Source organism: Vibrio sp. 10N.286.52.F8 (genome assembly GCF_041468745.1).
In the GTDB taxonomy this organism is placed as follows: Bacteria; Pseudomonadota; Gammaproteobacteria; order Enterobacterales; family Vibrionaceae; genus Vibrio; species Vibrio crassostreae_C.
In genome coordinates, this window is the sequence record NZ_JBFRJF010000033.1 from 62,851 (window position 1) to 85,172 (window position 22,322).

Here is a 22,322-nt window from a genome sequence, read left to right on the forward strand (position 1 = left end):
GAACCTTATTTATCACATCGCGCATAGCTTTTTATGATTGCGCTGTGAATGATAGACATAAAAAAACCGACTCCAGATGAGTCGGTTTTTTATTATTCTTTTTGGCTCAATAGAGCAACAGCTATTAAGCCATATAGTTAGCAGGCATCTCGATACGAGCTACGCCAGATTCAACAGCCGCTTCCGCAACTGCTCGTGCTACGCGAGGAAGTAGACGTGGGTCCATTGGCTTAGGAATGATGTAACCCTTACCGAACTCCAGTGCAGTCTCGCCCGCAGCTGCTAGTACTTCAGCTGGAACTTCTTCTTTCGCCAGTTCACGAATCGCTTTAACCGCCGCTAGCTTCATTTCGTCATTAATTTCGCTCGCACGCACGTCTAGTGCACCACGGAAAATGAATGGGAAACAAAGTACGTTGTTTACTTGGTTAGGGTAATCACTGCGGCCTGTACCCATGATTAGGTCAGAACGAACTTCGTGTGCAAGCTCAGGCTTGATCTCTGGATCTGGGTTTGAACATGCAAACACAACAGGCTTATCAGCCATCAGCGTTAGTGCTTCAGCAGGCAGTAGATTCGGCCCCGATACACCCAAGAACAGGTCAGCGCCTTCGATAACATCTTCAAGCGTACGCTTATCAGTGTTATTTGCGAACAGCTCTTTGTATTCGTTTAGGTCATCACGACGAGTATGGATCACACCTTTACGGTCAAGCATGTAGATTTTTTCACGCTGAGCGCCACACTTAATCAGTAGTTCCATACAAGCAACCGCCGCTGCGCCAGCACCTAAACAAACGATCTTACACTCTTCAAGTTTCTTACCTTGAAGCTCGATCGCATTCAGCATACCCGCTGCCGTTACAATCGCAGTACCGTGTTGGTCATCGTGGAATACCGGAACATCACAACGTTCAATCAGGCGACGTTCAATCTCAAAACAGTCTGGTGCTTTGATGTCTTCCAGGTTAATGCCGCCGAATGTATCTGCGATATTCGCAACTGTATCAACGAACTCATCGATTGTGCGGTGTTTTACTTCAATATCGATAGAATCTAAACCAGCAAAACGCTTAAACAGGAGCGCTTTGCCTTCCATAACAGGTTTAGAAGCAATAGGGCCAAGGTTACCTAGGCCAAGAATCGCTGTACCGTTAGAGATAACTGCAACCATGTTGCCTTTACCTGTGTACTTATAAACGTTATCAACGTTCTGTGCGATCTCGCGAACAGGCTCAGCCACGCCTGGGCTGTATGCAAGTGCTAGGTCTTCTGCAGAGTTTGCAGGCTTCGTCAGTTCTACGGCAATTTTGCCAGGAATTGGGAACTCATGGTAATCAAGAGCTTGCTGACGGAATTGTTCTTGAGGCGATAACGATTTTTCAGATGATAACGCTTGAGAGGATTGAGCTTGGCTGCTGTCTTCAGACATAGGTGTAGGTTCCTAGGATATTATTATTTGGGGGATCTTGTTCATGTTAATGGATGTACTTCAAAGTTCCTAGGTGGTTGAAGCCTCTGTCTCATTAAAAAACGAGATTTCACTACTAATAAGACCAGTGAGCAGTTGAAATTACTATCGCTTGTTGAAGTTTCGTGCTGAATTTTGGTGAAGAGAGATACGCAAGGAATTGCCCTGAAATAGAATAGAGAGGCAACTTATCGTTGGGTGAGAGTGATGCTTGAATAGAAGTCAGTGCTTTCTCAAATTACAGGCAACAAAAAAGGACACCGAAGTGTCCTTTTTCATGTCTAAATAGCGAGAATTACTTCTTGCTAGAAAGAGCACCGAAACGCTTGTTGAAGCGATCAACACGGCCGCCAGTATCTACGATACGTTGCTTACCAGTGTAGAACGGGTGACATTTGTCACATACGTCTAGGTGGATTGATTCTTTTGCTAGCGTTGAGTTGAACTCAAATGTGTTGCCGCAAGAACAAGTTGCAGTAACTGCTTTGTATTCTGGGTGGATTCCAGCTTTCATGGGATAACCTCAAGTAGGCCGTGTCGCTATACGATTCTAAGCCGCACACCACACGTAGTTTAAAAAAAGAAATAAAGACACCGCATCGACACAAAAGAGTGATGAAGCCATACCTTTAAGGCGCAGTATAGTAATGAATCTATAAAGCAGGATCAACTGATTTGATACATTTTTCGCCAATATCGGCGTTATTTCCTTTGCTGGCTGTAATTCTTGGCTTGGCCCCAACCTCACCCGCTTCTCTGCCACATCACATTCAAACTGCTTCTCGAATTTAACCGCCTTATCCTTTAGACTGTTCGCTCTCGTCAATTCAGATAAAGCCGTCCCTTTATGCGTCCAATGATTGCCCGTGTGGCGCTGCCTGTTCCACTCGACAAGCAGTTCGATTACAAGATTCCAAACCACCTATTCCCGATTATTGGTGGTCGCGTCTCTGTGCCTTTTGGACGACAAACCTTAACCGGTATTGTAACGGCTCTGGTTAACGAATCTGAATTCGAGCTAGACAAGCTCAAACCCATTAAAGCCTTATTAGACAACCAACCCGTTTGGCCGGAATCTGTCTATTCACTGTTAATGTGGTGCAGTCAATTTTATCAGTACCCTCTTGGCGAGACCTTTGCTAACGCCCTTCCGAGCGCTCTAAGAAAAGGCAAAGCCGCCGACTTCGCAACGCTGGTTGAGTGGCAGTTAACTCCATCAGGCAAAGACCAACTGATGCAAGGTTTTGGTCGCGCAGTCAAACAAGCCAAAGTGATGCACATGCTTGAGCACGGCCCCGTTCCCCATCAAGAGTTCATTGATGAAGAAGTTGGCAGCGCCGTACTCAAGACACTAGAAGAGAAAGGCTGGATTGAATCGGTAGAGAAAAAGCCGAAGCGTCAGGCGTGGCCAGTTGATCTTGAAAACGACCAAGACAAACCTAAGCTCAATGCTGAACAAGCCATCGCGATTGCGACCGTAAATAGCCAAACCGACTTTGGTTGTTTCCTGTTAGAAGGCGTCACTGGCTCAGGTAAGACCGAGGTTTACCTGAATATGATTAAGCCGATTCTCGATCAAGGTAAACAAGCGTTAGTACTCGTGCCTGAGATTGGCCTCACCCCTCAAACAATTAACCGCTTTAAACGACGCTTTAATGTGCCTGTTGAGGTTATCCACTCAGGTTTAAACGATTCTGAGCGACTGAATGCTTGGTTATCGGCGCGTGATAAAATAGCGGGCATCGTGATTGGTACCCGTTCGGCTCTGTTCACGCCGTTTGCGGATCTGGGCATTATCATTGTCGATGAAGAACACGACGCCTCTTATAAACAACAAGATAGCCTGCGCTACCACGCTCGAGATGTGGCGATCATGCGTGCTCATAAAGCACAGATTCCAATAGTGTTAGGCTCGGCGACTCCGGCCTTTGAAACACTGCACAACGCTCAGATTGGTAAATACAGTTATCTCACCCTTACTTCACGTGCGGGTGTTGCACTGCCAACCACCAATAAAGTGCTAGATGTAAAAGGTGAATACCTAGAAAGCGGCTTGTCTGCGTCATTGATTGCAGAGATGCAACGACACCTAAAATCTGGCAACCAAGTGATGTTGTTTCTCAACCGCCGAGGATTTTCTCCGGCATTGATGTGTCACGATTGTGGTTGGACAGCCGAGTGTAAGCGCTGTGATGCGTACTATACCTACCATCAATACAGTAATGAAATGCGCTGCCACCATTGTGGCTCGCAACAGCATATCGTGCACAATTGCCAAGGTTGTGGGTCTGCGAACTTAGTGACTGTGGGTGTCGGTACCGAGCAGTTAGAGGCTCAGCTTGGCCAACTATTCCCTGAATACAAAACCATTCGTATTGACCGTGACAGCACCCGCCGTAAAGGCAGCTTAGAAAGCGCACTAGAGTCGATTCGTAAGGGGGAATATCAAATTCTTATCGGTACGCAGATGCTTGCTAAGGGCCACCATTTCCCTGATGTGACACTCGTGGCGTTATTGGATGTCGATGGCTCTTTATACAGCAGTGACTTCCGAGCCTCTGAGCGTCTTGCTCAGCTTTTTATTCAAGTGGCTGGTCGTGCAGGTCGTGCTAGTAAGCCAGGTGAGGTGATCTTACAAACGCACCACCCAGAACACGGGCTGCTGCAGGCGCTACTACATAAAGATTATAACCACTTTGCTCAAACGGCCTTGGCAGAGCGTAAACAGGCTATGTTGCCACCTTATACCTTTATGACGCTGTTTAGAGCAGAAGCGAACGACACGCGCTTGGTGGAAGAGTTCTTACGTCAAGTTCGTCACACATTGGAATCGCACCCGCTGTTTGATCAATATTGCATGGTGTTAGGGCCAACCCCGGCTCCGTTAGCAAAACGAGCGGGCAAATCTCGCTGGCAGTTAATCTTACAAACTCAGACGCGCTCGTTAATGCAGAAGCTATTAATGAGTGCCAAGCCGGCCATCAATATGTTACCTGCTGCGAAAAAAGTCCGTTGGTCACTCGATATTGAGCCGCAAGATTTGAGCTAAACCCACTTGGGTTAAAACTAATGATAAGTTTGTTCACAAATATTTCATATTTATCGTGAGCAACTTCACACTAGTCATGTGATTTTTGTTAATCTAGCCGTAACTTTACACGGATTAAACGAATAAAATATTGCAATAAAAAAAGTGTTAGCAACACTTTCATAATATCTATTCGATTACATTTATTATTCACGCCTTAGATGCTTAGGCGGCAAAGGAACTTAAAAGAGGGTTTAATTTATGGCGACAATGAAGGATGTTGCCCAGCTAGCAGGCGTCTCAACAGCCACGGTATCACGTGCATTGATGAACCCTGAGAAAGTCTCAGTTTCGACTCGCAAACGAGTGGAAACAGCAGTACTTGAAGCTGGATACTCACCCAATACATTAGCTAGAAACTTACGTCGCAACGAATCAAAAACCATCATCACTATTGTTCCTGATATCTGTGACCCTTATTTCGCCGAGATCATTCGTGGTATCGAAGATGCCGCAGTAGAAAATGATTACCTTGTTCTACTGGGTGATAGCGGCCAGCAAAAGAAGCGCGAGTCTTCGTTTGTTAACTTAGTTTTCACCAAACAAGCCGACGGCATGTTGCTGCTGGGTACTGACCATCCGTTTGATGTCAGCAAACCTGAACAAAAGAATTTACCGCCGATGGTAATGGCGTGTGAGTTTGCCCCTGAGCTTGAACTGCCTACGGTACACATCGATAACCTGACCTCTGCCTTTGAAGCGGTGAACTACCTAACTCAGTTAGGTCATAAGCGTATTGCTCAAATTTCAGGACCAGTATCGGCAACACTGTGTAAGTTCCGCCAACAAGGCTACCAGCAAGCGCTGCGTCGCGCCGGAGTCTCAATGAATCCAGCCTATAGCACGGTCGGTGACTTCACCTTTGAAGCGGGCGCTCAAGCGGTTCGTCAATTACTGGCACTTCCTGAACAACCTACAGCTATCTTCTGTCACAACGATGCGATGGCGATTGGTGCGATTCAAGAAACGAAGAAGCTGGGCTTGCGCGTTCCTCAAGACCTATCGATTGTCGGCTTCGATGACATCCAATTCGCTCAATACTGCGATCCACCGCTAACCACCATTTCTCAGCCTCGTTATGAGATTGGACGCCAAGCGATGTTGATGATGCTTGATCTATTAAAAGGCAACGATGTGCAAGCAGGTTCGCGTCTGCTTGAAGCTAAATTAGTGGTTCGAGGCAGTACAGCGCCACCTCGAATATAACCCTTAGAAATACCCTTATAAATCTGCGGCACATTTTGATGTGCCGCTTCCATTTCTGCACTATTATCCTCGCGCAATCTGGATTACCATGAGGGCAGAATCAGCAACTATTGAATTGTCTTGTGGCTAATAGAGATTATGTAAAGCGCGGTCGTGGCACGAAAAAACCGACCAAAAAACAAGCCCCTCGCCGTAAACCTTGGCGCAGTGGTCTTTTGGCGATCCTCCTTGCCGGTGGTTTTGGTTACGGACTTTACCTATTGAGTAATGATCCTGAGCCGCCTACACCAACGCCTGTGGCAACCAAACCAAAACCTAAGCCAAAACCAGCGAAAGTGATTCCGCCGCCTCCTGAAGAGAAGTGGGACTACGTTGAAACGCTGCCAAGCCGCGAGATTGAAGTAAAAGCCAAAGAGCAACAGATCTCTAAGATCCCTTACATCATGCAGTGTGGCGCTTACAAAACCTCGTCGCAGGCAGAAGCACGTAAGTTGGATATTGCCTTCCAAGGTATCTCAAGTGAGATCCGCAAGAAAGATGGCAGTAGCTGGTACCGTGTGGTTTTAGGGCCATACAAGTTGAAGCGTGACGCAGAACGCGATCGCCATAAGCTGCAACGAGCGAAAATTGAACCTTGCGCTATTTGGAAAGACGGGTCTTAATCAACTCAATATATAATAGGGGGAAGAGGATTCCCCCTATTGCTGTTTGAAAGCGTTCAATAGTTCATCGCACAAGCAATACCAGTATGTTAATCAAAAGAGTGCGTTTTAACGAAACTGAGGTACTTGTTCGTAGTACTCAAGCCCAAAGTCAGTCAGGTAGACCTGCTCCTTATTTATCTCGATGTAACCAAAAAAATCCAAGTGCGCTAAAACGTTAGGAAATGGACGTTTAAGAAAAACGTTGACCGAGTTTTTTAGATGTTCTGTTGAACACTCGCCCGCCTCCTGATACATCAGATGATGCAGTATAGACAGCTCATCCAGATCCATATCTCTATTAAAAAAACTGATATTGTCACTATTCATCACACTACTCCTTATGCAGTGAATACCACTGATTAGTGAACATCATTCCTTATAAATCAAACAAAAAGTGTTAACCATTTCACGTTAGAAATTTGTTTTATCTTTTTTTATATTTATCACAAACTATTAACCCACCAACCCTTGCCACACATAGGCTCAACAGGTAATGGATGTTTGAAACAACTGGTAACATTTAGTTTTTTTGATATGACATACCATTAAAAGTGGCACTTGAATTCATGATAGTGGAGCCACATATAAGTAGTAACCATAAATAATAATCAAAAGAGGTCGACTCGTGACTACCATTGTATCTGTACGTCGTAATAATAAAGTCGTCATCGCGGGTGATGGACAAGTATCTCTAGGCAATACTGTAATGAAGGGCAATGCCCGTAAAGTACGTCGCCTATACAACAACAAAGTACTGGCTGGTTTTGCTGGCGGTACGGCAGATGCTTTCACGCTATTCGAAAAATTTGAAAGCAAGCTGCAAATGCACCAAGGCCACCTAACCAAAGCTGCCGTTGAGCTGGCGAAGGATTGGCGTAGCGATCGTGCTCTACGTAAATTAGAAGCACTGCTAGCAGTCGCGGATGAAACCGCTTCACTGATCATTACTGGTAACGGTGACGTCGTTCAACCAGAGAACGACCTGATTGCGATCGGTTCGGGCGGTAACTTCGCTCAAGCAGCAGCGACTGCACTATTAGAAAATACTGATTTAGATGCGCGTGAAATCGCAGAAAAGTCGCTGAACATTGCAGGCGATATCTGTGTATTCACCAACCATCACCACACTATTGAAGAACTAGAAAGCACCGTTGAGCTGCCAAAGCCAGAGTAACGACCGCTTCCATCAATAACGTTGTATTCAACAGTGATTAAAGAATTAAGGAAAAACCATGTCTGAGATGACTCCTCGCGAAATTGTTCACGAACTCAATCGCCACATTATCGGCCAAGACAACGCTAAGCGCTCAGTGGCTATCGCTCTTCGTAACCGCTGGCGCCGTATGCAGCTTGAAGAAAGCCTACGTGTTGAAGTATCGCCAAAAAACATCCTGATGATTGGCCCAACGGGTGTAGGTAAAACTGAAATCGCTCGCCGCCTAGCGAAATTAGCAAACGCGCCTTTCATCAAGGTAGAAGCGACTAAGTTCACCGAAGTGGGTTACGTTGGTAAAGAAGTTGAAACCATCATCCGTGATCTAACGGACGTTGCGATCAAGATGACGCACCAACAAGCGATGGAAAAAGTACAATACCGCGCTGAAGAACAAGCTGAAGAACGCATTCTTGATGCCCTTCTACCACCAGCGCGTGATGCTTGGGGTCAGAACGAGCAATCAACTGAAGACACAACCTCTTCAAACACTCGTCAGATTTTCCGCAAGAAACTGCGTGAAGGTAAGCTAGATGACAAAGAGATTGAAGTTGATGTAGCCGCACCGCAAATGGGCGTTGAAATCATGTCACCTCCAGGCATGGAAGAGATGACAAACCAGCTGCAAGGCATGTTCCAAAACCTAGCGGGCGACACCAAGAAAAAGCGTAAGATGAAAATCAAAGACGCATTCAAAGCACTGACGGAAGAAGAAGCTGCGAAGCTTGTGAACCAAGAAGAGCTGAAAGAGAACGCGATCTTCAACGCTGAAAACAACGGCATCGTATTCATCGATGAGATCGACAAAATCTGTAAGCGTGGCGACAGTTCAGGCCCAGATGTATCTCGCGAAGGTGTTCAGCGTGACCTACTGCCTCTTATCGAAGGCAGCACAGTATCAACCAAGCACGGTATGGTTAAAACTGACCACATCTTGTTTATCACATCAGGCGCATTCCAAGTGGCTAAGCCATCTGACCTGATCCCTGAGCTACAAGGTCGTCTACCAATCCGCGTAGAACTTGAAGCACTATCAGCACATGACTTCAAACGCATCCTAACTGAGCCAAAAGCATCTCTAACAGAGCAATACATTGCCCTAATGAAAACAGAAGATGTCAACATTGAGTTCACTGAAGATGGCATCAACCAGATTGCGGACGCAGCATGGCGCGTAAACGAAACCACTGAGAACATCGGTGCGCGTCGTCTACACACAGTGATGGAGCGTCTAATGGATGAGATTTCATTCGAAGCAACAGACAAAGCTGGCAGCAAGCTAGTGATTGATGAAGCTTACGTAACATCGAAACTTGGCGAATTCGTTGAAGACGAAGACCTAAGCCGCTTCATCCTGTAGCACACCAAACTCTAACTTATTGCTCTATCTCAAAGAAATAGCAGCTAATAAGCGAATTCAAGGCCCACTTTCGAGTGGGCTTTTTATTACCCGAAAAATGGGCGTATACTCAAATCACAGTATGAAACGAAGACTTACAAAGAATTAGACCTACGATGAAACAATCTCTACTGATCTGGCTTGATGCCGCACGACCAAAAACTCTGCCTCTCGCACTTGTCTCTATTCTTACAGGAAGTAGTTTAGCGTTCGCCGGTGGTCAGTTTTCTTTATCGATAGCCCTACTGGCATTTTTAACCGCCACCCTATTACAGATTTTATCGAACCTAGCCAATGACTATGGCGACGCCGTAAAAGGCACAGACAACGAAAATCGTCTGGGGCCAACACGTGCCATGCAATCTGGCGCGGTAACAGCGAAAACCATGAAGCAAGCGATCATCCTCAACATCGTGTTTACTATGGTCGCTGGGCTGATTCTTATTTTTCATGCCTTAACCTCGATTGAAAGTATCTTATCTTTCATTGCGTTAGGCATATTAGCCATTGTTGCTGCCATCGCTTATACCGTCGGTAATAAGCCTTATGGCTATATTGGCCTTGGCGACTTATCGGTATTTATCTTCTTCGGTTTATTAGGTGTTTCAGGGACTTACTTCTTGCACACTGGCCATGTTGAACCAAGCCTATTCCTTCCGGCATTGGGCTGTGGCTTGATGGCGGTTGCGGTACTCAATATCAACAACATGCGTGATATCGAAAACGACAGCGAATGTGGTAAGCGCACCATGGCGGTTCGCCTAGGACAACGCAAAGCCAAACACTATCATTTTGCTCTGCTTGGCCTCGCCCTTGCGTCTTTCGCTATCTACCTGCTTATTCAAGAAAAGCCGGTCTGGATCAGCCTGCCGTTTTTGCTGAGCATTATTATTGTTTACAAGCATGGCAAAGCCGTTTGGGAAACCGAAAAGCCAGCGCAAATTGCACCAATGATGCCCGTGATTGTGAAATGCTCACTGGTCACTAACCTATTGTTTGCAGGGGTTGTCGTAGCTCAAACTCTATTGAGTTAAATGAGACTAATCATTGCAAAGGGATCAAGCGCCGATATACTCAAAGTAAGCTCATTGTTCAAAAGGTATACTAATGGAATACAACACTTCAGCACTGTGCGACATATATTTGGATCAAGTTGATGTCGTGGAGCCAATGTTCAGCAACTTCGGTGGACGTGCATCCTTCGCAGGACAGATCACGACATTAAAGTGTTTTGAAGACAACGCTTTGATTCGCTCTGTACTAGAGCAAGACGGTCTGGGGCGTGTGTTGTTAATCGATGGGGGCGGCTCACTACGTAAAGCGCTGATCGATGCTGAGATAGCCCTACTTGCCGAAGACAATGAGTGGGAAGGGATTGTGGTTTACGGGTGCGTTCGTGAAGTCGATGAGCTTGAAGACATGAACCTAGGTATCCAAGCCTTGGCTTCTATCCCTGTTGGTGCGAGCCAAGAAGGTGTCGGTGAATTAGACGTTCCAGTGAACTTTGGCAGCGTGACCTTCTTACCTGAAGATTACCTCTACGCAGACAACACTGGCATCATTCTTTCTGCCGAACCTCTAGATGTAGAACTCGATTTGGATGTCGAGGAAGAAGACGTCGAGTAACTCTCACTCAGCTTCAAATAATAAAACAAATCATAAGAACACAAACAAAAACGCCCGCTACTGAGTAGCGGGCGTTTTTTTAAATCTGAAGAGTCGATTACTCTACTTCATCCATTTTACCAAGAAGGTTACGGATGCGATCTTGCCATGCTGAATGCTCTTCCTGCATTTGCTGAGTTTTTTGCTCTAGCTCGTGACGGCTTGCTTTAAGCTCACCAGCTTCTGTTGCTAGTGCTTGTTTCTCTTCTTTAAGCTCTTCCACTTCCATTTGAAGAAGTGCAATTGTATCTACTGCTGTTTGAATTTTTGCTTCTAGCTGCTCTAGTACTTCAAAAGACATTCTGGCCTACCTTTAAGTTATCCGTTTGATGGTGAAGGTTCACTCCACTTATTTCCCCATTCTACTCAGCAGAGCAAGGATAAACACTCAATATATTCGATATTTTGCGCCATTCGATGAAAAAAACAGCACTTTTTACCGAATATTGACGTGAACGATTACCGCCACAACGGCAAACCGATTATTTTGATGAATAATAACTGTTTTCCACTGCGAATTGATCGAGAGCAATCTCCAAAAAACAAAAAGGCAAACGTTTCCTTTTGGATATGGTAAAATTCGCCGCGAAATTTCTATTCCCCCTTTGAAAATTTTGGAGTCCGCATGAAACGCGATTTAGCAATGTCATTCTCTCGTGTCACAGAAGGTGCAGCACTAGCTGGTTACAAGTGGCTTGGCCGTGGCGATAAAAACGCTGCAGATGGCGCTGCTGTAGAAGTAATGCGTAGCCTATTAAACAAAACCGAAATTAGCGGTGAGATTGTTATCGGCGAAGGTGAAATCGATGATGCACCTATGCTATACATCGGCGAAAACGTAGGTGTGGGCGGCGACGCTGTCGACATCGCAGTTGACCCAATTGAAGGGACACGCATGACAGCAATGGGCCAATCAAATGCATTGGCTGTATTGGCTGCGGGCGAAAAAGGCAGCTTCCTTAAAGCGCCTGATATGTACATGGAAAAGTTGGTTGTTGGCCCTGGCGCTAAAGGCGTGATTGACCTAGAACTGCCACTAACAGAAAACCTAGAAAACATCGCTAAAGCACTAGGTAAAACACTTGATACTCTAGTCGTAACCACGCTTGCTAAGCCTCGTCATGATCAAGTCATCGCCGACATGCAAGCAATGGGCGTTCGTGTATTTGCTGTGCCAGACGGTGATGTTGCGGCTTCTATCTTAACCTGTATGCCAGACAGTGAAGTAGACGTCATGTACTGCATCGGCGGCGCACCTGAAGGTGTGGTCTCGGCGGCGGTAATTCGCGCACTCGACGGCGACATGCACGGTCGTCTTCTACCTCGCCACGAAGTGAAAGGCGACACAGAAGAGAACCGCAAGCACGGTGAACTTGAACTTGAGCGCTGCGCAGAAATGGGCGTAACGGCGGGTATCGTATTGAAGATGGAAGACATGGCACGCAGCGACAACGTTGTATTCTCAGCAACAGGCATCACTAAGGGTGACTTGCTAGAAGGTATTTCTCGTCAAGGTAATATCGCAACCACAGAAACCCTGCTTATCCGTGGCCGCTGCCGTACAATTCGCCGCATCAAATCTATCCACTACCTAGAGCGTAAAGATCCAGAAGTAGTAGGTCATATCCTGTAAGCCTAAATTCGGTGAAACAGAATATTCCAAGGCTGATACCTAGTATCAGCCTTTTGTTTTATTAGCGCACCAGAATCTGACCATGGCAGCCAATAGAGTAAAACGCTATCTATAGAGTAAATTATCATCAATATAGTAAATGGTTTGCTTTATAAACACCTTGCCTCATAATAGTAAGGTTCATTAGGTAGGGATAGTATGAAAACAAGCGACAGAATCTTACAGACCATTAAGCGTCAAGGCGCGGTAACCGCGAAACAACTGTCAGAAGAATTTGGCATGACGACAATGGGGGCAAGGCAACATCTGCAAAGCCTGGAAGATGACGGTATTCTTGCGTTTCATGATGTGAAAGTGAAAGTGGGTCGCCCGACTCGCCACTGGTCCCTGACTCAACAAGGTCATAACCAATTTTCAGACCGACATGGTGAACTCACCATTCAAGTGATTGATGCTGTCGAGAATCTATTTGGTAAAGAAGGGCTGGCTAAGGTTGCTGCCGAGCGTGAACAACACACTCTTAAGCAGTATCAAACTGCGCTGTCTGGCTGTGATTCACTCATCAGCAAGCTTAAAAAACTCACCCAGCTTCGTGAAGACGAAGGCTACATGGCTGAGCTTCAAGAGCATGATGATCACTACATCTTGATTGAGAACCACTGCCCTATCTGTAAGGCTGCAACTCGCTGCCCTAGCCTGTGCCAATCTGAGCTCAACGTGTTTACTGAGTTACTAAAAGATGAGTGTCACGTGAGCCGTACAGAGCACATCATTGCTGGCGAACGACGCTGCACTTACACCTTAACACCCGCCCTTTGATTGCAAAGGTAATCGGCTAATACCGTCTCAATATTGAGAAAATACAAATAGATTAAAATTTGTACAGATTTCTTTCTTAAGCTTAGAGCATATGAAACACGCTTAATGCTAAGGAAGGAATGATGGCGCATCCACAACCCGCTCAAAAACTGCCACCCTTTGATGAACTTGTCCAACTCGCGAAAAGCGACCCGAAAGCATTCAATCAATTCAAACACGAGATGTGCGAACAGATGATTTGTTCGGCTTCAGACGTGATGCAAGACCGACTTCGTGCGCAGCAAAGTCACATCGACTTAGTGGTTAGCCGTTGTAAAAACCCACACCACGCCAATGTCGTACTCATGCAAGAGCTGCGCTGTCAGGTCTGTAAGTTCCAAGATGCACTCGAAGGGCGCTGCGGCTTTGAAGAATCTCTGCCTGAAAATGTCGTGCCTTTTAAGCCGAATACCGAACCTAAAATGTACTGAAATTAGCAAAGCACTAAAAAGAAAAAGGGAGCGTAATGCCCCCTTCTTATTGGTTCGCTGTTCAATATTCACATGGGTCTTCGCCGTAGTCATTACGGCCTTCTGTACCTTTCAACAAACCACACTCAATCAGAATCCAGAAACCACACACTAATGCCGCGACGGTTGCCGCCATATGAATTGGCGATACCGGCTCTGTCGTCGTTGCAACCATTGGCGAAGCTAAACGACCCAATACTAATGGCACATTCAATAGTAGCCAGTAATTAGACTTATTGCGGTCGTGCCAGCGCTTAGCGGTTACCGCAAGGTCTGGGATCACAAGCATCAATAGGATGATTGGTAGCAGGATATAAGAGTAAGCAGGGAACAACACAGAGATACCTGAAGCAAAACCGGTAATCGCTATGTAGTAGAAAACATTCCAAATCCAGTAAGTCTTACGACCAATTCTCCCCTTGAAAGAGAGCAGTAATTCTTTCATCGACATCTTAAATACTCAAATTTATACGCCGCTAAAAGTCAGCAGCAATGGTTAGTTTATTACTTTTTGAAAGCAACTTTTATCCATATCACGAATATTCACCGTTAAGCTTCTTACATGACTCGCTTGTTCTTGCAGGATCTGCATTAACGATCGTGACAATTCTCGCTTTTGCTCTTCCGTTCGTCCCGAAAGTAACTCAAAGCTGATATGAATAAAGTCTACACTATCTTCCTCATCACCGACCAACCAATTATGGCAACGCAGTGAACGAGATTTCACTGATGGCACATCAAACAAGCCACATGTGAGAGCGACTTGGTGGAGATCTTCCAGTAAGCCTTGGATATTTACTCGCTCATCCACTGAATTGGAGTACTCTAGAACTAGATTCGGCATTGTTACTTCCTGTTGTTAACGCAATCGTTTGTCCCTTAATAACAACTAACGATGAAAAATCCGAGAAGTTAGCTATTATTCTGTCTGCCGGATCACTGATATATGCTCAAAATCTACTCTGACCATTGAGTAAGATCCAAGAAAGTCATGACCACAGTCATGATCTGTTGATATTAATCTGTTATATTATTTCGTAATAAAGTTTACTTTTTTACATTCGATTTATTTAAATACTTTGGAGATATTCCTATGCGTCATCCTGTAGTTATGGGTAACTGGAAACTAAACGGCAGCAAAGAAATGGTTGTTGATCTACTAAACGGTCTTAACGCTGAACTTGAAGGCGTAACAGGCGTAGACGTAGCAGTTGCTCCACCAGCACTTTTCGTTGATCTAGCAGAGCGTACGCTTACTGAAGCGGGCAGCGCGATCATCCTAGGTGCTCAAAACTCTGACCTAAACAACAGCGGTGCATTCACTGGCGACATGTCTCCAGCAATGCTTAAAGAGTTCGGCGCATCTCACATCATCATCGGTCACTCTGAGCGTCGTGAATACCACAACGAATCAGATGAGTTCGTAGCTAAGAAATTCGCATTCCTAAAAGAGAACGGCCTAACTCCAGTTCTTTGTATCGGTGAATCTGAAGCACAAAACGAAGCAGGCGAAACTGTTGCAGTATGTGCTCGTCAACTTGACGCTGTTATCAACACTCAAGGTGTTGAAGCTCTTGAAGGCGCTATCATCGCTTACGAACCAATCTGGGCTATCGGTACTGGTAAAGCAGCTACAGCTGAAGATGCACAGCGCATCCACGCTCAAATCCGTGCACACATCGCAGAGAAATCTGAAGAAGTTGCTAAGAAAGTTGTTATCCAATACGGCGGTTCTGTTAAGCCAGAAAACGCAGCAGCTTACTTCGCACAACCAGACATCGACGGTGCTCTAGTTGGCGGCGCAGCTCTAGACGCGAAAAGCTTCGCAGCTATCGCTAAAGCAGCAGCTGAAGCAAAAGCTTAATTTAAACCTCACCGTTTAGATTAGATGAAAGGTCAACTTAGGTTGGCCTTTTTTGATCTCGCTCGAAAACCGCCACTCCCAACCTCTTTTTTGCACTGAGCTCTTTGTAACTTAATAACATTCCGGTTTATTAGACTGCGTTATGAAGATTTATACACAAGCTCATCTAAACACATTTCGAAAACAGCTCCGAAACAACATGCCTCAACCAGAACGCAAGCTATGGTTTTATATACGGAACAAGCAGCTTGGTATTAAGTTTCGCAGACAACATAGCATCGGAAAGTACGTCGTGGATTTCTTCAGCTGTGAACTAAAACTGGCCATTGAGATAGATGGTAATAGCCACTTTTCAGAACAAGCACAGGCTTACGATCATCAGCGTACACGAGACTTAAACAAGATTGGAATCAAGGTGCTTCGCTTTACCAATAATGAAGTTAATCAGAATCTTGAAGAAGTTTTGGTGAAAATCATGAATTCAATCCCCAAATAAACTTCTGTGTACGCATCCCCCTCTAACTCCCCCTTATTTCAACATTTTCGATTACCCTGCCGATCTAAGGTAAAGGGGGAGAACTTTCTTTGTTCACTTAGGTTCCTAGGCTTACTGAAACCATAAAATGTTCAATAAATCGCTAATAGGAAAGCTTACGTTAATCGCTAAAATTAGTTGTAGTCGGTATATGCTCCAACAACTACGGAACGGTTCCTCCCCTTTCCAATGAAAGCTAAAGGGATCTAGAAACCTGACATAAGGGGAGGCTAGGAGGGGATTTTACAATGAATCTAAAGAACGGCAGGCACAAAAAAACCGCTGAATAATCAGCGGTTTTTAAATTTGTTAAGCGAACGCTAAGCGTGGCTTAGAACAACTCTTCTGCAACGCGGAACAGCTCAGAACGGTCTGGGTTCTGCATGTTCTCGATACAATCGATGATGTCGTGGTGAACAAGTTCTTCTTTCTCGATACCCACACAACGACCACCGTGACCTTCTTGAAGAAGGTGAACAGCGTAGTTACCCATGCGAGAAGCCAATACACGGTCAAATGCAGTAGGACGACCACCACGTTGGATGTGACCAAGAACCGTTGCACGAGTTTCACGACCTGTTGAAGATTCAATCTCTTTAGCCAGTTCGTTAGCATCCATCATTAGCTCAGTTAGAGCGATGATTGCGTGCTTCTTACCTTTCGCAATGCCATCTTGGATGTTGCTGATAAGCTGTTCTTTATCTAGGCCAGTCTCTGGAGTAATGATGTACTCACAACCACCCGCGATTGCTGACATAAGCGTAAGATCACCACAGTGACGGCCCATGATTTCAACAATAGAAATACGTTGGTGAGAAGAAGACGTGTCACGTAGACGGTCAATTGAATCAATAACCGTGTTAAGCGCTGTAAGGTAACCGATTGTGTAGTCAGTACCCGCGATATCGTTATCGATTGTGCCTGGAAGACCAATACATGGGTAACCCATTTCAGTCAGCTTCTTAGCACCCATGTAAGAACCGTCACCACCGATAACAACAAGTGCTTCGATACCGTGTTTCTTAAGGTTCTCAATGCCTTTCTCACGAACAGCAACGTCTTTAAATTCAGGGAAACGTGCAGAACCTAAGAAAGTACCACCACGGTTGATCACGTCAGATACGCTTGAACGGTCAAGCTTTTCGATACGGTCTTCAACAAGGCCTTGGTAGCCATCGTAAATACCGTAAACTTCAATGCCAACTGATAACGCAGTACGAACAACGCCGCGAACTGCTGCGTTCATACCTGGAGCGTCACCACCACTGGTCAAAACACCGATCTTCTTAATCATGCTCACCCTCGATTTTTGGGAATCTATTATTCAATTCTTGTTCTTGCTGATTGTATATCAACAAGATTTTAAATCTATATTTGTGCGTTATGTTACATTTCCTCAACAGGAATAGCACTCAAATCGCGTAAAATTATGTAACATTTCTACTTCTGTAAGAGTATTACAGTTTTACTCAATAACTTTGTTGATTCACATCAGAATCAACATTAATTGTTACTAAGGTGGTTTTTGAATCACCTAACAGTTAGTAATTTTTACTCACTTTAGTTCAAAAGCCACCCACTTACCATTTGCCCGCTGATTTTTAGCACGCATTACCACGAGTGGAATTTCTGCTGCTTCTCTGGTCCAAATACGACCGAATACGGGTCTTGGTGAATTAATACATCAGCATCAGGGAACACGGAGATAAGCTTAGCCTCTACTTCGTCAGAAATGCGATGCGCTTCAATAAGTGGGATATTATCTTCCAATTCTAGATGCAGTTGGATGAAGCGTATTGGCCCCGAGCGACGCGTTCGTAATTGATGCACACCCAACACGCCTTCCACGCTCAATGATGTCTCTTTAATCTGTTTCAGCTCATCATCTGGCAGCTTATGATCAAGCAGAGACTGAACCGCTTCCATCGCCATTTGATAAGCGCTGTACAGAATGTAGATACCGATACCGACCGCGAATACTGAGTCCGCCTGACCAATCCCAAACCAGCTCAATGCCAGTGCCAGCATGATCGCAGCGTTCATATAAAGGTCTGATTGATAGTGCAGAGAGTCGGCCGCAATAGCTTGGCTGCCTGTTTTGTTGACCACATGCTTTTGGAATCGAACCAAACCGAAGGTCATCACCATCGCAAATAAGCTGACATAGATACCAATCTCTGGAGAATTCAGTTCATGAGGTCGGAAGAAGCGCTCAATACCATTGAGAATAAGGAAACATGCAGAGCCTGAAATAAACATTGCCTGCGCTAATGCAGCGAGAGATTCAGCCTTACCATGACCAAAGGTGTGCTCTTTGTCGGCAGGCTGCAGAGAGTAACGAACCACGATAAGGTTAACGACAGAGGCCGCGATATCCAGCATTGAATCCACGACGGAAGCCAGCAGACTCACAGAACCTGTTACCCACCACGCTGCGACTTTCACTATCAATAAAATAGTGGCGATGGTGGTGGCTGCCCAAGCGGCGAGCGTAACTAAACGTGCGTATTCTTGTTTCATAACTTGGCTATAAAGTGACTGATAGCACAAAGTATAACCTGCAAACAACCAATTGAATATGACAGCTATGATGTAAAACATTCATTTTTAAGGATCAAAAAAAGCGGCACTCGGCCGCTTCTTTCTAAACACTTTCATTCAACGCTGATTTTTCAAGCAATGAATTACTTGTCTTTGTTCATGCGTTTTCCCATTTTTTCAGCACACTTAGTCATGCGCTCTTGTTGGATTTCTTTCAGTTGAGTCTTTTGCTCAGCCGTTAGTACGCTCATCATTTGGTGTTGCTTCTTAAGCATTGCTACGCGACGCTCAGTTTGCTTCTCAACCATTTGGCTTGCTAGGTCGTTTGCTGCTGCTTCGTCAAAGTTGTCAGCAAGTACCAATGCTTGAACCTTTTCGTGATGCGCTTTCATTTGCGCCATTTTTGCCGTTTTGTTTGCACCGCGCTTTGCTTTCATCTCAGCACGGTCTGCTTCACGCATCTCTTTTAACTGTTCTTTTTGAGCGTCGGTTAGGTCTAGTTGGCGCATTACTTTTTTATCGAAACCGCCACACTTGTCGTGCATACCTTTGTGGTCACCTTTATCACCACCACCGTAAGCATACGCGCTTGCTGTACCAAAAATAAGTGGAAGTGCCGCAGCTGCTAGTACAAGTTTCTTAGTCATTTTCATAATTGTTGCCTCAATTCGGTATAATAAGTCATGTGTTGCGTCTGTTTCTCAGCGCTTGAATATAGATTAGTCTTTCCCTCGTAAAGTGACGTTTAGAAAGCGTAAAGAATCGTAAAGAGTGAAAGTTGACGAATAATTAGCAGTATTATTAACCTAACTAAATGATTAAGGCTTCCCAATGGCGAACATTCTTCTTATTGATGACGACACAGAGTTAACCAGCTTACTTAAAGACATTTTGAGCTTTGAGGGCTTCACTGTCTCCGAAGCCAATGATGGCTATGCCGGGCTTGAAGCGATCAATGATGAGATTGATCTGGTCCTTTTGGATGTGATGATGCCGCGCCTTAATGGCATGGAAACGCTAAAAAAGCTGAGGGAAAATTGGGAAACGCCGGTACTAATGCTGACCGCAAAAGGCGAAGAGATCGACCGTGTGATTGGTCTTGAACTTGGCGCGGATGATTACCTGCCTAAACCTTTCAGTGACCGAGAGTTGTTAGCTCGTATTCGAGCTATCTTGCGTCGTACTCAAACCAACACCGCACCTAAGGCGGCCAGTGATAGAGTTCAATATCAAGACATCGAAGTCTTCCCGGGCAAACAAGAAGCCTACTGCAATGGGGAGCTCATCGACCTCACCACAACCGAGTTCGCCCTACTGAGTCACCTTATCCAAAACCCAGGGCAAGTGATCACCAAAGAAGCATTGAGTTTGGATGTGCTGGGTAAAAGGCTCGCAGCGTTTGACCGCGCGATAGACATGCACATCTCTAATCTACGTAAGAAGATTCCTGAGCGCACTGACGGCAAATCACGTATCAAAACCTTACGAGGCCGTGGCTACTTATTGGTAGAGGAAGATTAATGCGTATACCTAAAATCACCAGCTTATATGGACGTATCTTTGCTATCTTTTGGTTCACCATGTTACTGGTGCTTTTGTCGGTGCTGTCACTTCCCCATTTAGACCCTCGAGTCGCGCGAGATGTGCCCGCAGATCACCTCGATAAACTCGAGCGTATCGCTAAAATCACAGAGAAACGCTACGCCAAAGAACCTAATCTGGGCAAGATTGTCTTCCAACTGGAGGCGCCACGCAGCCGCAAGGATTCTAGAGCTCGCATCTACCTGACCGATCTTGAGGGCGCAGTCCTTACCTCGAAAAGGCATTCAGACTATAAGCTAAAGGCGATTCGTAACTTTGTTACCTCGATTGATAACCCTGAGATACCGAAGCAAAAACTCTACGGACACTACATGGTCGCAGGGCCAGTGCCAATTACTCTCGCTGGTGAAGAGTTGCTGATGTATGCCGGAGTGAAGTGGAACCAACCACCGCCATTCTTACTGCGCCTGTTTGATAGACCTCTGCAGCTATTGCTTGCCGTGATGTTGGCGAGTACCCCGCTATTACTTTGGTTAGCTTGGGCACTCAGCCAACCTGCTCGTAGGCTTGAGCGCGCTGCTCAACGTGTAGCGAAAGGTCAGTTTGAAGTTGATCCAACACTTGAAAAAGGTACGTCTGAATTCAGACAAGCAGGTGAGAGCTTTAACCAGATGGTCGAAGCGGTGAACCAGATGATCTCAGGGCAGCAGCGCCTACTCTCTGATATTTCACACGAACTACGCTCACCACTGACTCGCCTGCGTATGGCCAACGCACTGGCAATTCGTAAACAGGGTGAGAGCCAAGAACTTGAACGTATCGATACCGAAGCACAACGTCTGGAACAGATGATCAGCGAGCTACTGACGCTATCGCGCATGCAGGTCGACAGCCACATTACTCGTGAGGTTCAGCCTATCTCTAGCCTATGGGAAGAGATCTTAAAAGACGCAGAGTTTGAAGCCGAACAGATGGGCAAACAACTGACGTTCTCGGAGATCCCAGAACGCTCTATTTCGGGGAACCCTAAACTGCTGATGAGTGCGCTAGACAACATTACACGCAATGCCATCTACTACGGTAAAGACCAAGTGGATGTACAGTTCCATGTGGTTCAAGATCAGCTAACAATTTGCGTCAATGATAATGGTGATGGTGTTCCAGAGGATGAACTCGATTCTATCTTCAGACCTTTCTACCGTGTCTCAACAGCGCGTGACAGAAACTCTGGCGGCACAGGGCTTGGATTAACCATTACTGAAAGTGCGATTCGCCAACACAGCGGAACCATCACCGCAACCCGCAGCCAGCTCGGTGGATTACAACTCGAAATCACCCTGCCTATCTTACCGGTGTAATACCCCTACAAAGATCGCAGTTGATAATGATTGCTATTATCATTATGGTGAATCCTCTAATTATGGAGGATTTACCATGTCGCACACTTTCCCTGAACTACCCTACGCTTACGATGCCCTAGAACCTTACATTGATGCTAAAACGATGGAAGTGCATTACAGCAAGCACCATAGAACCTACTACGATAAGTTTGTTGCGGCGGTGTCTGGCAGCGAGCTAGAACAGCAATCTCTGACCGAGATCTTTGCCAACATATCTCAGCACAGCCCTGACGTGCGTAACAATGGTGGTGGCTACTACAATCACATCTTGTATTGGAATTGCATGTCGCAAGACGGTGGTGGTGAACCTACGGGCGAGCTTGGTGAGGCTATCAAGAGTACCTTCGGTGATTTCGAGACATTCCAAGATCAGTTCGCCCAAGCGGCGATCAATACCTTTGGCTCCGGCTTTGCTTGGCTAGTGGTAGAGCAAGGGCAACTGAAGATCATCTCAACCTCGAACCAAGATAATCCGTGGATGGATACCGTGGCGAGTGATGGCGAACCGATTCTCGCGCTCGATGTTTGGGAACACGCCTACTACATCAGCTACCAAAACCGTCGTCCTGATTACATCAATGCATGGTGGAACGTGGTGAATTGGAATGCCGTATCTGAAAACTACGCGCAAGCACTAACGAACCAAGCGTAAGCGAATGGTGACGGTGGCGAACTGTACTCACTCAGCTTGCCACCGTATACTCGGGCTATCTTTGATTACTCTTGTGAACCA

24 protein-coding genes are annotated in these 22,322 nt (G+C 45.6%); 15 read left to right on the forward strand and 9 right to left on the reverse strand.

The genetic code is table 11. The annotated features are described in order from the left end of the window. Positions 1-124: 124 nt before the first annotated feature. Entirely contained in the window at positions 125-1,432 is a 1,308-nt protein-coding gene (locus AB4133_RS16125) for a malic enzyme-like NAD(P)-binding protein (protein ID WP_017063680.1), read from the reverse strand. Positions 1,433-1,766: 334 nt separating this feature from the next. Further along, positions 1,767-1,985 carry a 50S ribosomal protein L31 gene (gene rpmE, locus AB4133_RS16130; protein WP_004737142.1) on the reverse strand — a complete coding sequence of 73 codons (219 nt, stop codon included), beginning with the start codon at positions 1,983-1,985 and terminating at the stop codon, positions 1,767-1,769. A gap of 333 nt (positions 1,986-2,318) precedes the next feature. On the opposite strand from rpmE, the gene priA reads away from it, so the two are divergent. The 3 genes from priA to AB4133_RS16145 all read left to right on the forward strand — a co-directional run bounded on the left by priA (position 2,319) and on the right by AB4133_RS16145 (position 6,427). Continuing rightward, positions 2,319-4,520 carry a primosomal protein N' gene (priA, locus tag AB4133_RS16135; RefSeq protein ID WP_372225032.1) on the forward strand — a complete coding sequence of 734 codons (2,202 nt, stop codon included), beginning with the start codon at positions 2,319-2,321 and terminating at the stop codon, positions 4,518-4,520. A 240-nt stretch (positions 4,521-4,760) separates the two neighbouring features. Next, positions 4,761-5,765 carry a DNA-binding transcriptional regulator CytR gene (gene cytR, locus AB4133_RS16140; protein ID WP_372225033.1) on the forward strand — a complete coding sequence of 335 codons (1,005 nt, stop codon included), beginning with the start codon at positions 4,761-4,763 and terminating at the stop codon, positions 5,763-5,765. Positions 5,766-5,887: 122 nt separating this feature from the next. Then, positions 5,888-6,427, forward strand: a complete 540-nt coding sequence (locus AB4133_RS16145) for an SPOR domain-containing protein (RefSeq protein ID WP_017065989.1) — start codon at positions 5,888-5,890, stop codon at positions 6,425-6,427. Between the two features lie 108 nt (positions 6,428-6,535). Here the strand turns inward: AB4133_RS16145 and AB4133_RS16150 are convergent, their stop codons facing one another. Continuing rightward, positions 6,536-6,796: a hypothetical protein gene (locus tag AB4133_RS16150; RefSeq protein ID WP_017061149.1), complete on the reverse strand. Its 261-nt coding sequence runs from the start codon at positions 6,794-6,796 to the stop codon at positions 6,536-6,538. A gap of 298 nt (positions 6,797-7,094) precedes the next feature. On the opposite strand from AB4133_RS16150, the gene hslV reads away from it, so the two are divergent. The 4 genes from hslV (at position 7,095) to rraA (ending at position 10,707) form a co-directional block, all read left to right on the forward strand. Further along, positions 7,095-7,643, forward strand: coding sequence for an ATP-dependent protease subunit HslV (gene hslV / locus AB4133_RS16155; protein ID WP_004729692.1), 549 nt, complete (start codon positions 7,095-7,097; stop codon positions 7,641-7,643). Between the two features lie 58 nt (positions 7,644-7,701). Next, positions 7,702-9,042 (forward strand): HslU--HslV peptidase ATPase subunit, encoded by a 1,341-nt coding sequence (hslU, locus tag AB4133_RS16160; protein WP_017061150.1) that lies wholly within the window; start codon positions 7,702-7,704, stop codon positions 9,040-9,042. 155 nt (positions 9,043-9,197) lie between these two features. Next, a complete protein-coding gene (locus tag AB4133_RS16165; RefSeq protein WP_017061151.1) occupies positions 9,198-10,115 on the forward strand; it encodes a 1,4-dihydroxy-2-naphthoate polyprenyltransferase in 918 nt (305 codons plus the stop codon). 73 nt (positions 10,116-10,188) lie between these two features. After that, on the forward strand, positions 10,189-10,707 hold the full coding sequence (gene rraA, locus AB4133_RS16170; RefSeq protein ID WP_017061152.1) for a ribonuclease E activity regulator RraA: 519 nt from the start codon (positions 10,189-10,191) through the stop codon (positions 10,705-10,707). A 97-nt stretch (positions 10,708-10,804) separates the two neighbouring features. Here rraA and zapB read toward each other — a convergent pair whose 3' ends face one another. Continuing rightward, positions 10,805-11,047: a cell division protein ZapB gene (gene zapB / locus AB4133_RS16175; protein WP_008219652.1), complete on the reverse strand. Its 243-nt coding sequence runs from the start codon at positions 11,045-11,047 to the stop codon at positions 10,805-10,807. Between the two features lie 324 nt (positions 11,048-11,371). Between zapB and glpX the strand changes: the two genes are divergently transcribed. The 3 genes from glpX (at position 11,372) to AB4133_RS16190 (ending at position 13,668) form a co-directional block, all read left to right on the forward strand. After that, a complete protein-coding gene (gene glpX / locus AB4133_RS16180; RefSeq protein ID WP_017061153.1) occupies positions 11,372-12,379 on the forward strand; it encodes a class II fructose-bisphosphatase in 1,008 nt (335 codons plus the stop codon). A gap of 198 nt (positions 12,380-12,577) precedes the next feature. Further along, positions 12,578-13,198: a metalloregulator ArsR/SmtB family transcription factor gene (locus AB4133_RS16185; protein ID WP_017063674.1), complete on the forward strand. Its 621-nt coding sequence runs from the start codon at positions 12,578-12,580 to the stop codon at positions 13,196-13,198. Positions 13,199-13,320: 122 nt separating this feature from the next. Then, on the forward strand, positions 13,321-13,668 hold the full coding sequence (locus AB4133_RS16190; RefSeq protein WP_017061155.1) for a DUF3135 domain-containing protein: 348 nt from the start codon (positions 13,321-13,323) through the stop codon (positions 13,666-13,668). Positions 13,669-13,729: 61 nt separating this feature from the next. Here the strand turns inward: AB4133_RS16190 and AB4133_RS16195 are convergent, their stop codons facing one another. Continuing rightward, entirely contained in the window at positions 13,730-14,158 is a 429-nt protein-coding gene (locus tag AB4133_RS16195; protein WP_017061156.1) for a DUF805 domain-containing protein, read from the reverse strand. 45 nt (positions 14,159-14,203) lie between these two features. Continuing rightward, positions 14,204-14,551: a 5-carboxymethyl-2-hydroxymuconate Delta-isomerase gene (locus AB4133_RS16200; RefSeq protein WP_017061157.1), complete on the reverse strand. Its 348-nt coding sequence runs from the start codon at positions 14,549-14,551 to the stop codon at positions 14,204-14,206. A 249-nt stretch (positions 14,552-14,800) separates the two neighbouring features. Between AB4133_RS16200 and tpiA the strand changes: the two genes are divergently transcribed. Both tpiA and AB4133_RS16210 read left to right on the forward strand, forming a co-directional pair. Further along, positions 14,801-15,571 carry a triose-phosphate isomerase gene (gene tpiA / locus AB4133_RS16205; protein WP_017061158.1) on the forward strand — a complete coding sequence of 257 codons (771 nt, stop codon included), beginning with the start codon at positions 14,801-14,803 and terminating at the stop codon, positions 15,569-15,571. A gap of 142 nt (positions 15,572-15,713) precedes the next feature. After that, positions 15,714-16,067 (forward strand): endonuclease domain-containing protein, encoded by a 354-nt coding sequence (locus AB4133_RS16210; RefSeq protein WP_017061159.1) that lies wholly within the window; start codon positions 15,714-15,716, stop codon positions 16,065-16,067. 370 nt (positions 16,068-16,437) lie between these two features. Here the strand turns inward: AB4133_RS16210 and pfkA are convergent, their stop codons facing one another. The 3 genes from pfkA to AB4133_RS16225 form a co-directional block, all read right to left on the reverse strand. After that, positions 16,438-17,400, reverse strand: coding sequence for a 6-phosphofructokinase (gene pfkA / locus AB4133_RS16215; RefSeq protein WP_017061160.1), 963 nt, complete (start codon positions 17,398-17,400; stop codon positions 16,438-16,440). 317 nt (positions 17,401-17,717) lie between these two features. Continuing rightward, positions 17,718-18,626 carry a CDF family cation-efflux transporter FieF gene (gene fieF, locus AB4133_RS16220; RefSeq protein WP_029235400.1) on the reverse strand — a complete coding sequence of 303 codons (909 nt, stop codon included), beginning with the start codon at positions 18,624-18,626 and terminating at the stop codon, positions 17,718-17,720. A 164-nt stretch (positions 18,627-18,790) separates the two neighbouring features. Next, positions 18,791-19,300, reverse strand: a complete 510-nt coding sequence (locus tag AB4133_RS16225) for a CpxP family protein (RefSeq protein WP_137001893.1) — start codon at positions 19,298-19,300, stop codon at positions 18,791-18,793. 178 nt (positions 19,301-19,478) lie between these two features. Between AB4133_RS16225 and AB4133_RS16230 the strand changes: the two genes are divergently transcribed. The 3 genes from AB4133_RS16230 to AB4133_RS16240 all read left to right on the forward strand — a co-directional run bounded on the left by AB4133_RS16230 (position 19,479) and on the right by AB4133_RS16240 (position 22,241). Continuing rightward, on the forward strand, positions 19,479-20,168 hold the full coding sequence (locus AB4133_RS16230) for a response regulator (RefSeq protein ID WP_017066566.1): 690 nt from the start codon (positions 19,479-19,481) through the stop codon (positions 20,166-20,168). Further along, positions 20,168-21,547, forward strand: coding sequence for an envelope stress sensor histidine kinase CpxA (cpxA, locus tag AB4133_RS16235; RefSeq protein WP_017068848.1), 1,380 nt, complete (start codon positions 20,168-20,170; stop codon positions 21,545-21,547). The genes AB4133_RS16230 and cpxA overlap by 1 nt, the downstream gene beginning before the upstream one ends. Positions 21,548-21,623: 76 nt before the next feature. Beyond that, positions 21,624-22,241 (forward strand): superoxide dismutase, encoded by a 618-nt coding sequence (locus tag AB4133_RS16240; RefSeq protein ID WP_372225037.1) that lies wholly within the window; start codon positions 21,624-21,626, stop codon positions 22,239-22,241. Positions 22,242-22,322 lie beyond the last annotated feature (81 nt).

What these genes read in the sequence shown, in the direction of transcription:
- cytR (WP_372225033.1), top strand. Translation starts at nt 4,761, where the DNA reads ATGGCGACAATGAAGGATGTTGCCCAGCTAGCAGGCGTCTCAACAGCC.
- hslU (WP_017061150.1), top strand. Translation starts at nt 7,702, where the DNA reads ATGTCTGAGATGACTCCTCGCGAAATTGTTCACGAACTCAATCGCCAC.
- AB4133_RS16200 (WP_017061157.1), bottom strand. Translation starts at nt 14,551, where the DNA reads ATGCCGAATCTAGTTCTAGAGTACTCCAATTCAGTGGATGAGCGAGTA.
- AB4133_RS16185 (WP_017063674.1), top strand. Translation starts at nt 12,578, where the DNA reads ATGAAAACAAGCGACAGAATCTTACAGACCATTAAGCGTCAAGGCGCG.
- AB4133_RS16225 (WP_137001893.1), bottom strand. Translation starts at nt 19,300, where the DNA reads ATGAAAATGACTAAGAAACTTGTACTAGCAGCTGCGGCACTTCCACTT.
- AB4133_RS16195 (WP_017061156.1), bottom strand. Translation starts at nt 14,158, where the DNA reads ATGTCGATGAAAGAATTACTGCTCTCTTTCAAGGGGAGAATTGGTCGT.
- AB4133_RS16125 (WP_017063680.1), bottom strand. Translation starts at nt 1,432, where the DNA reads ATGTCTGAAGACAGCAGCCAAGCTCAATCCTCTCAAGCGTTATCATCT.
- AB4133_RS16240 (WP_372225037.1), top strand. Translation starts at nt 21,624, where the DNA reads ATGTCGCACACTTTCCCTGAACTACCCTACGCTTACGATGCCCTAGAA.
- fieF (WP_029235400.1), bottom strand. Translation starts at nt 18,626, where the DNA reads ATGAAACAAGAATACGCACGTTTAGTTACGCTCGCCGCTTGGGCAGCC.
- glpX (WP_017061153.1), top strand. Translation starts at nt 11,372, where the DNA reads ATGAAACGCGATTTAGCAATGTCATTCTCTCGTGTCACAGAAGGTGCA.
- AB4133_RS16165 (WP_017061151.1), top strand. Translation starts at nt 9,198, where the DNA reads ATGAAACAATCTCTACTGATCTGGCTTGATGCCGCACGACCAAAAACT.
- priA (WP_372225032.1), top strand. Translation starts at nt 2,319, where the DNA reads ATGCGTCCAATGATTGCCCGTGTGGCGCTGCCTGTTCCACTCGACAAG.
- AB4133_RS16150 (WP_017061149.1), bottom strand. Translation starts at nt 6,796, where the DNA reads ATGAATAGTGACAATATCAGTTTTTTTAATAGAGATATGGATCTGGAT.
- pfkA (WP_017061160.1), bottom strand. Translation starts at nt 17,400, where the DNA reads ATGATTAAGAAGATCGGTGTTTTGACCAGTGGTGGTGACGCTCCAGGT.
- AB4133_RS16210 (WP_017061159.1), top strand. Translation starts at nt 15,714, where the DNA reads ATGAAGATTTATACACAAGCTCATCTAAACACATTTCGAAAACAGCTC.
- AB4133_RS16230 (WP_017066566.1), top strand. Translation starts at nt 19,479, where the DNA reads ATGGCGAACATTCTTCTTATTGATGACGACACAGAGTTAACCAGCTTA.
- cpxA (WP_017068848.1), top strand. Translation starts at nt 20,168, where the DNA reads ATGCGTATACCTAAAATCACCAGCTTATATGGACGTATCTTTGCTATC.
- zapB (WP_008219652.1), bottom strand. Translation starts at nt 11,047, where the DNA reads ATGTCTTTTGAAGTACTAGAGCAGCTAGAAGCAAAAATTCAAACAGCA.
- rraA (WP_017061152.1), top strand. Translation starts at nt 10,189, where the DNA reads ATGGAATACAACACTTCAGCACTGTGCGACATATATTTGGATCAAGTT.
- tpiA (WP_017061158.1), top strand. Translation starts at nt 14,801, where the DNA reads ATGCGTCATCCTGTAGTTATGGGTAACTGGAAACTAAACGGCAGCAAA.
- rpmE (WP_004737142.1), bottom strand. Translation starts at nt 1,985, where the DNA reads ATGAAAGCTGGAATCCACCCAGAATACAAAGCAGTTACTGCAACTTGT.
- AB4133_RS16190 (WP_017061155.1), top strand. Translation starts at nt 13,321, where the DNA reads ATGGCGCATCCACAACCCGCTCAAAAACTGCCACCCTTTGATGAACTT.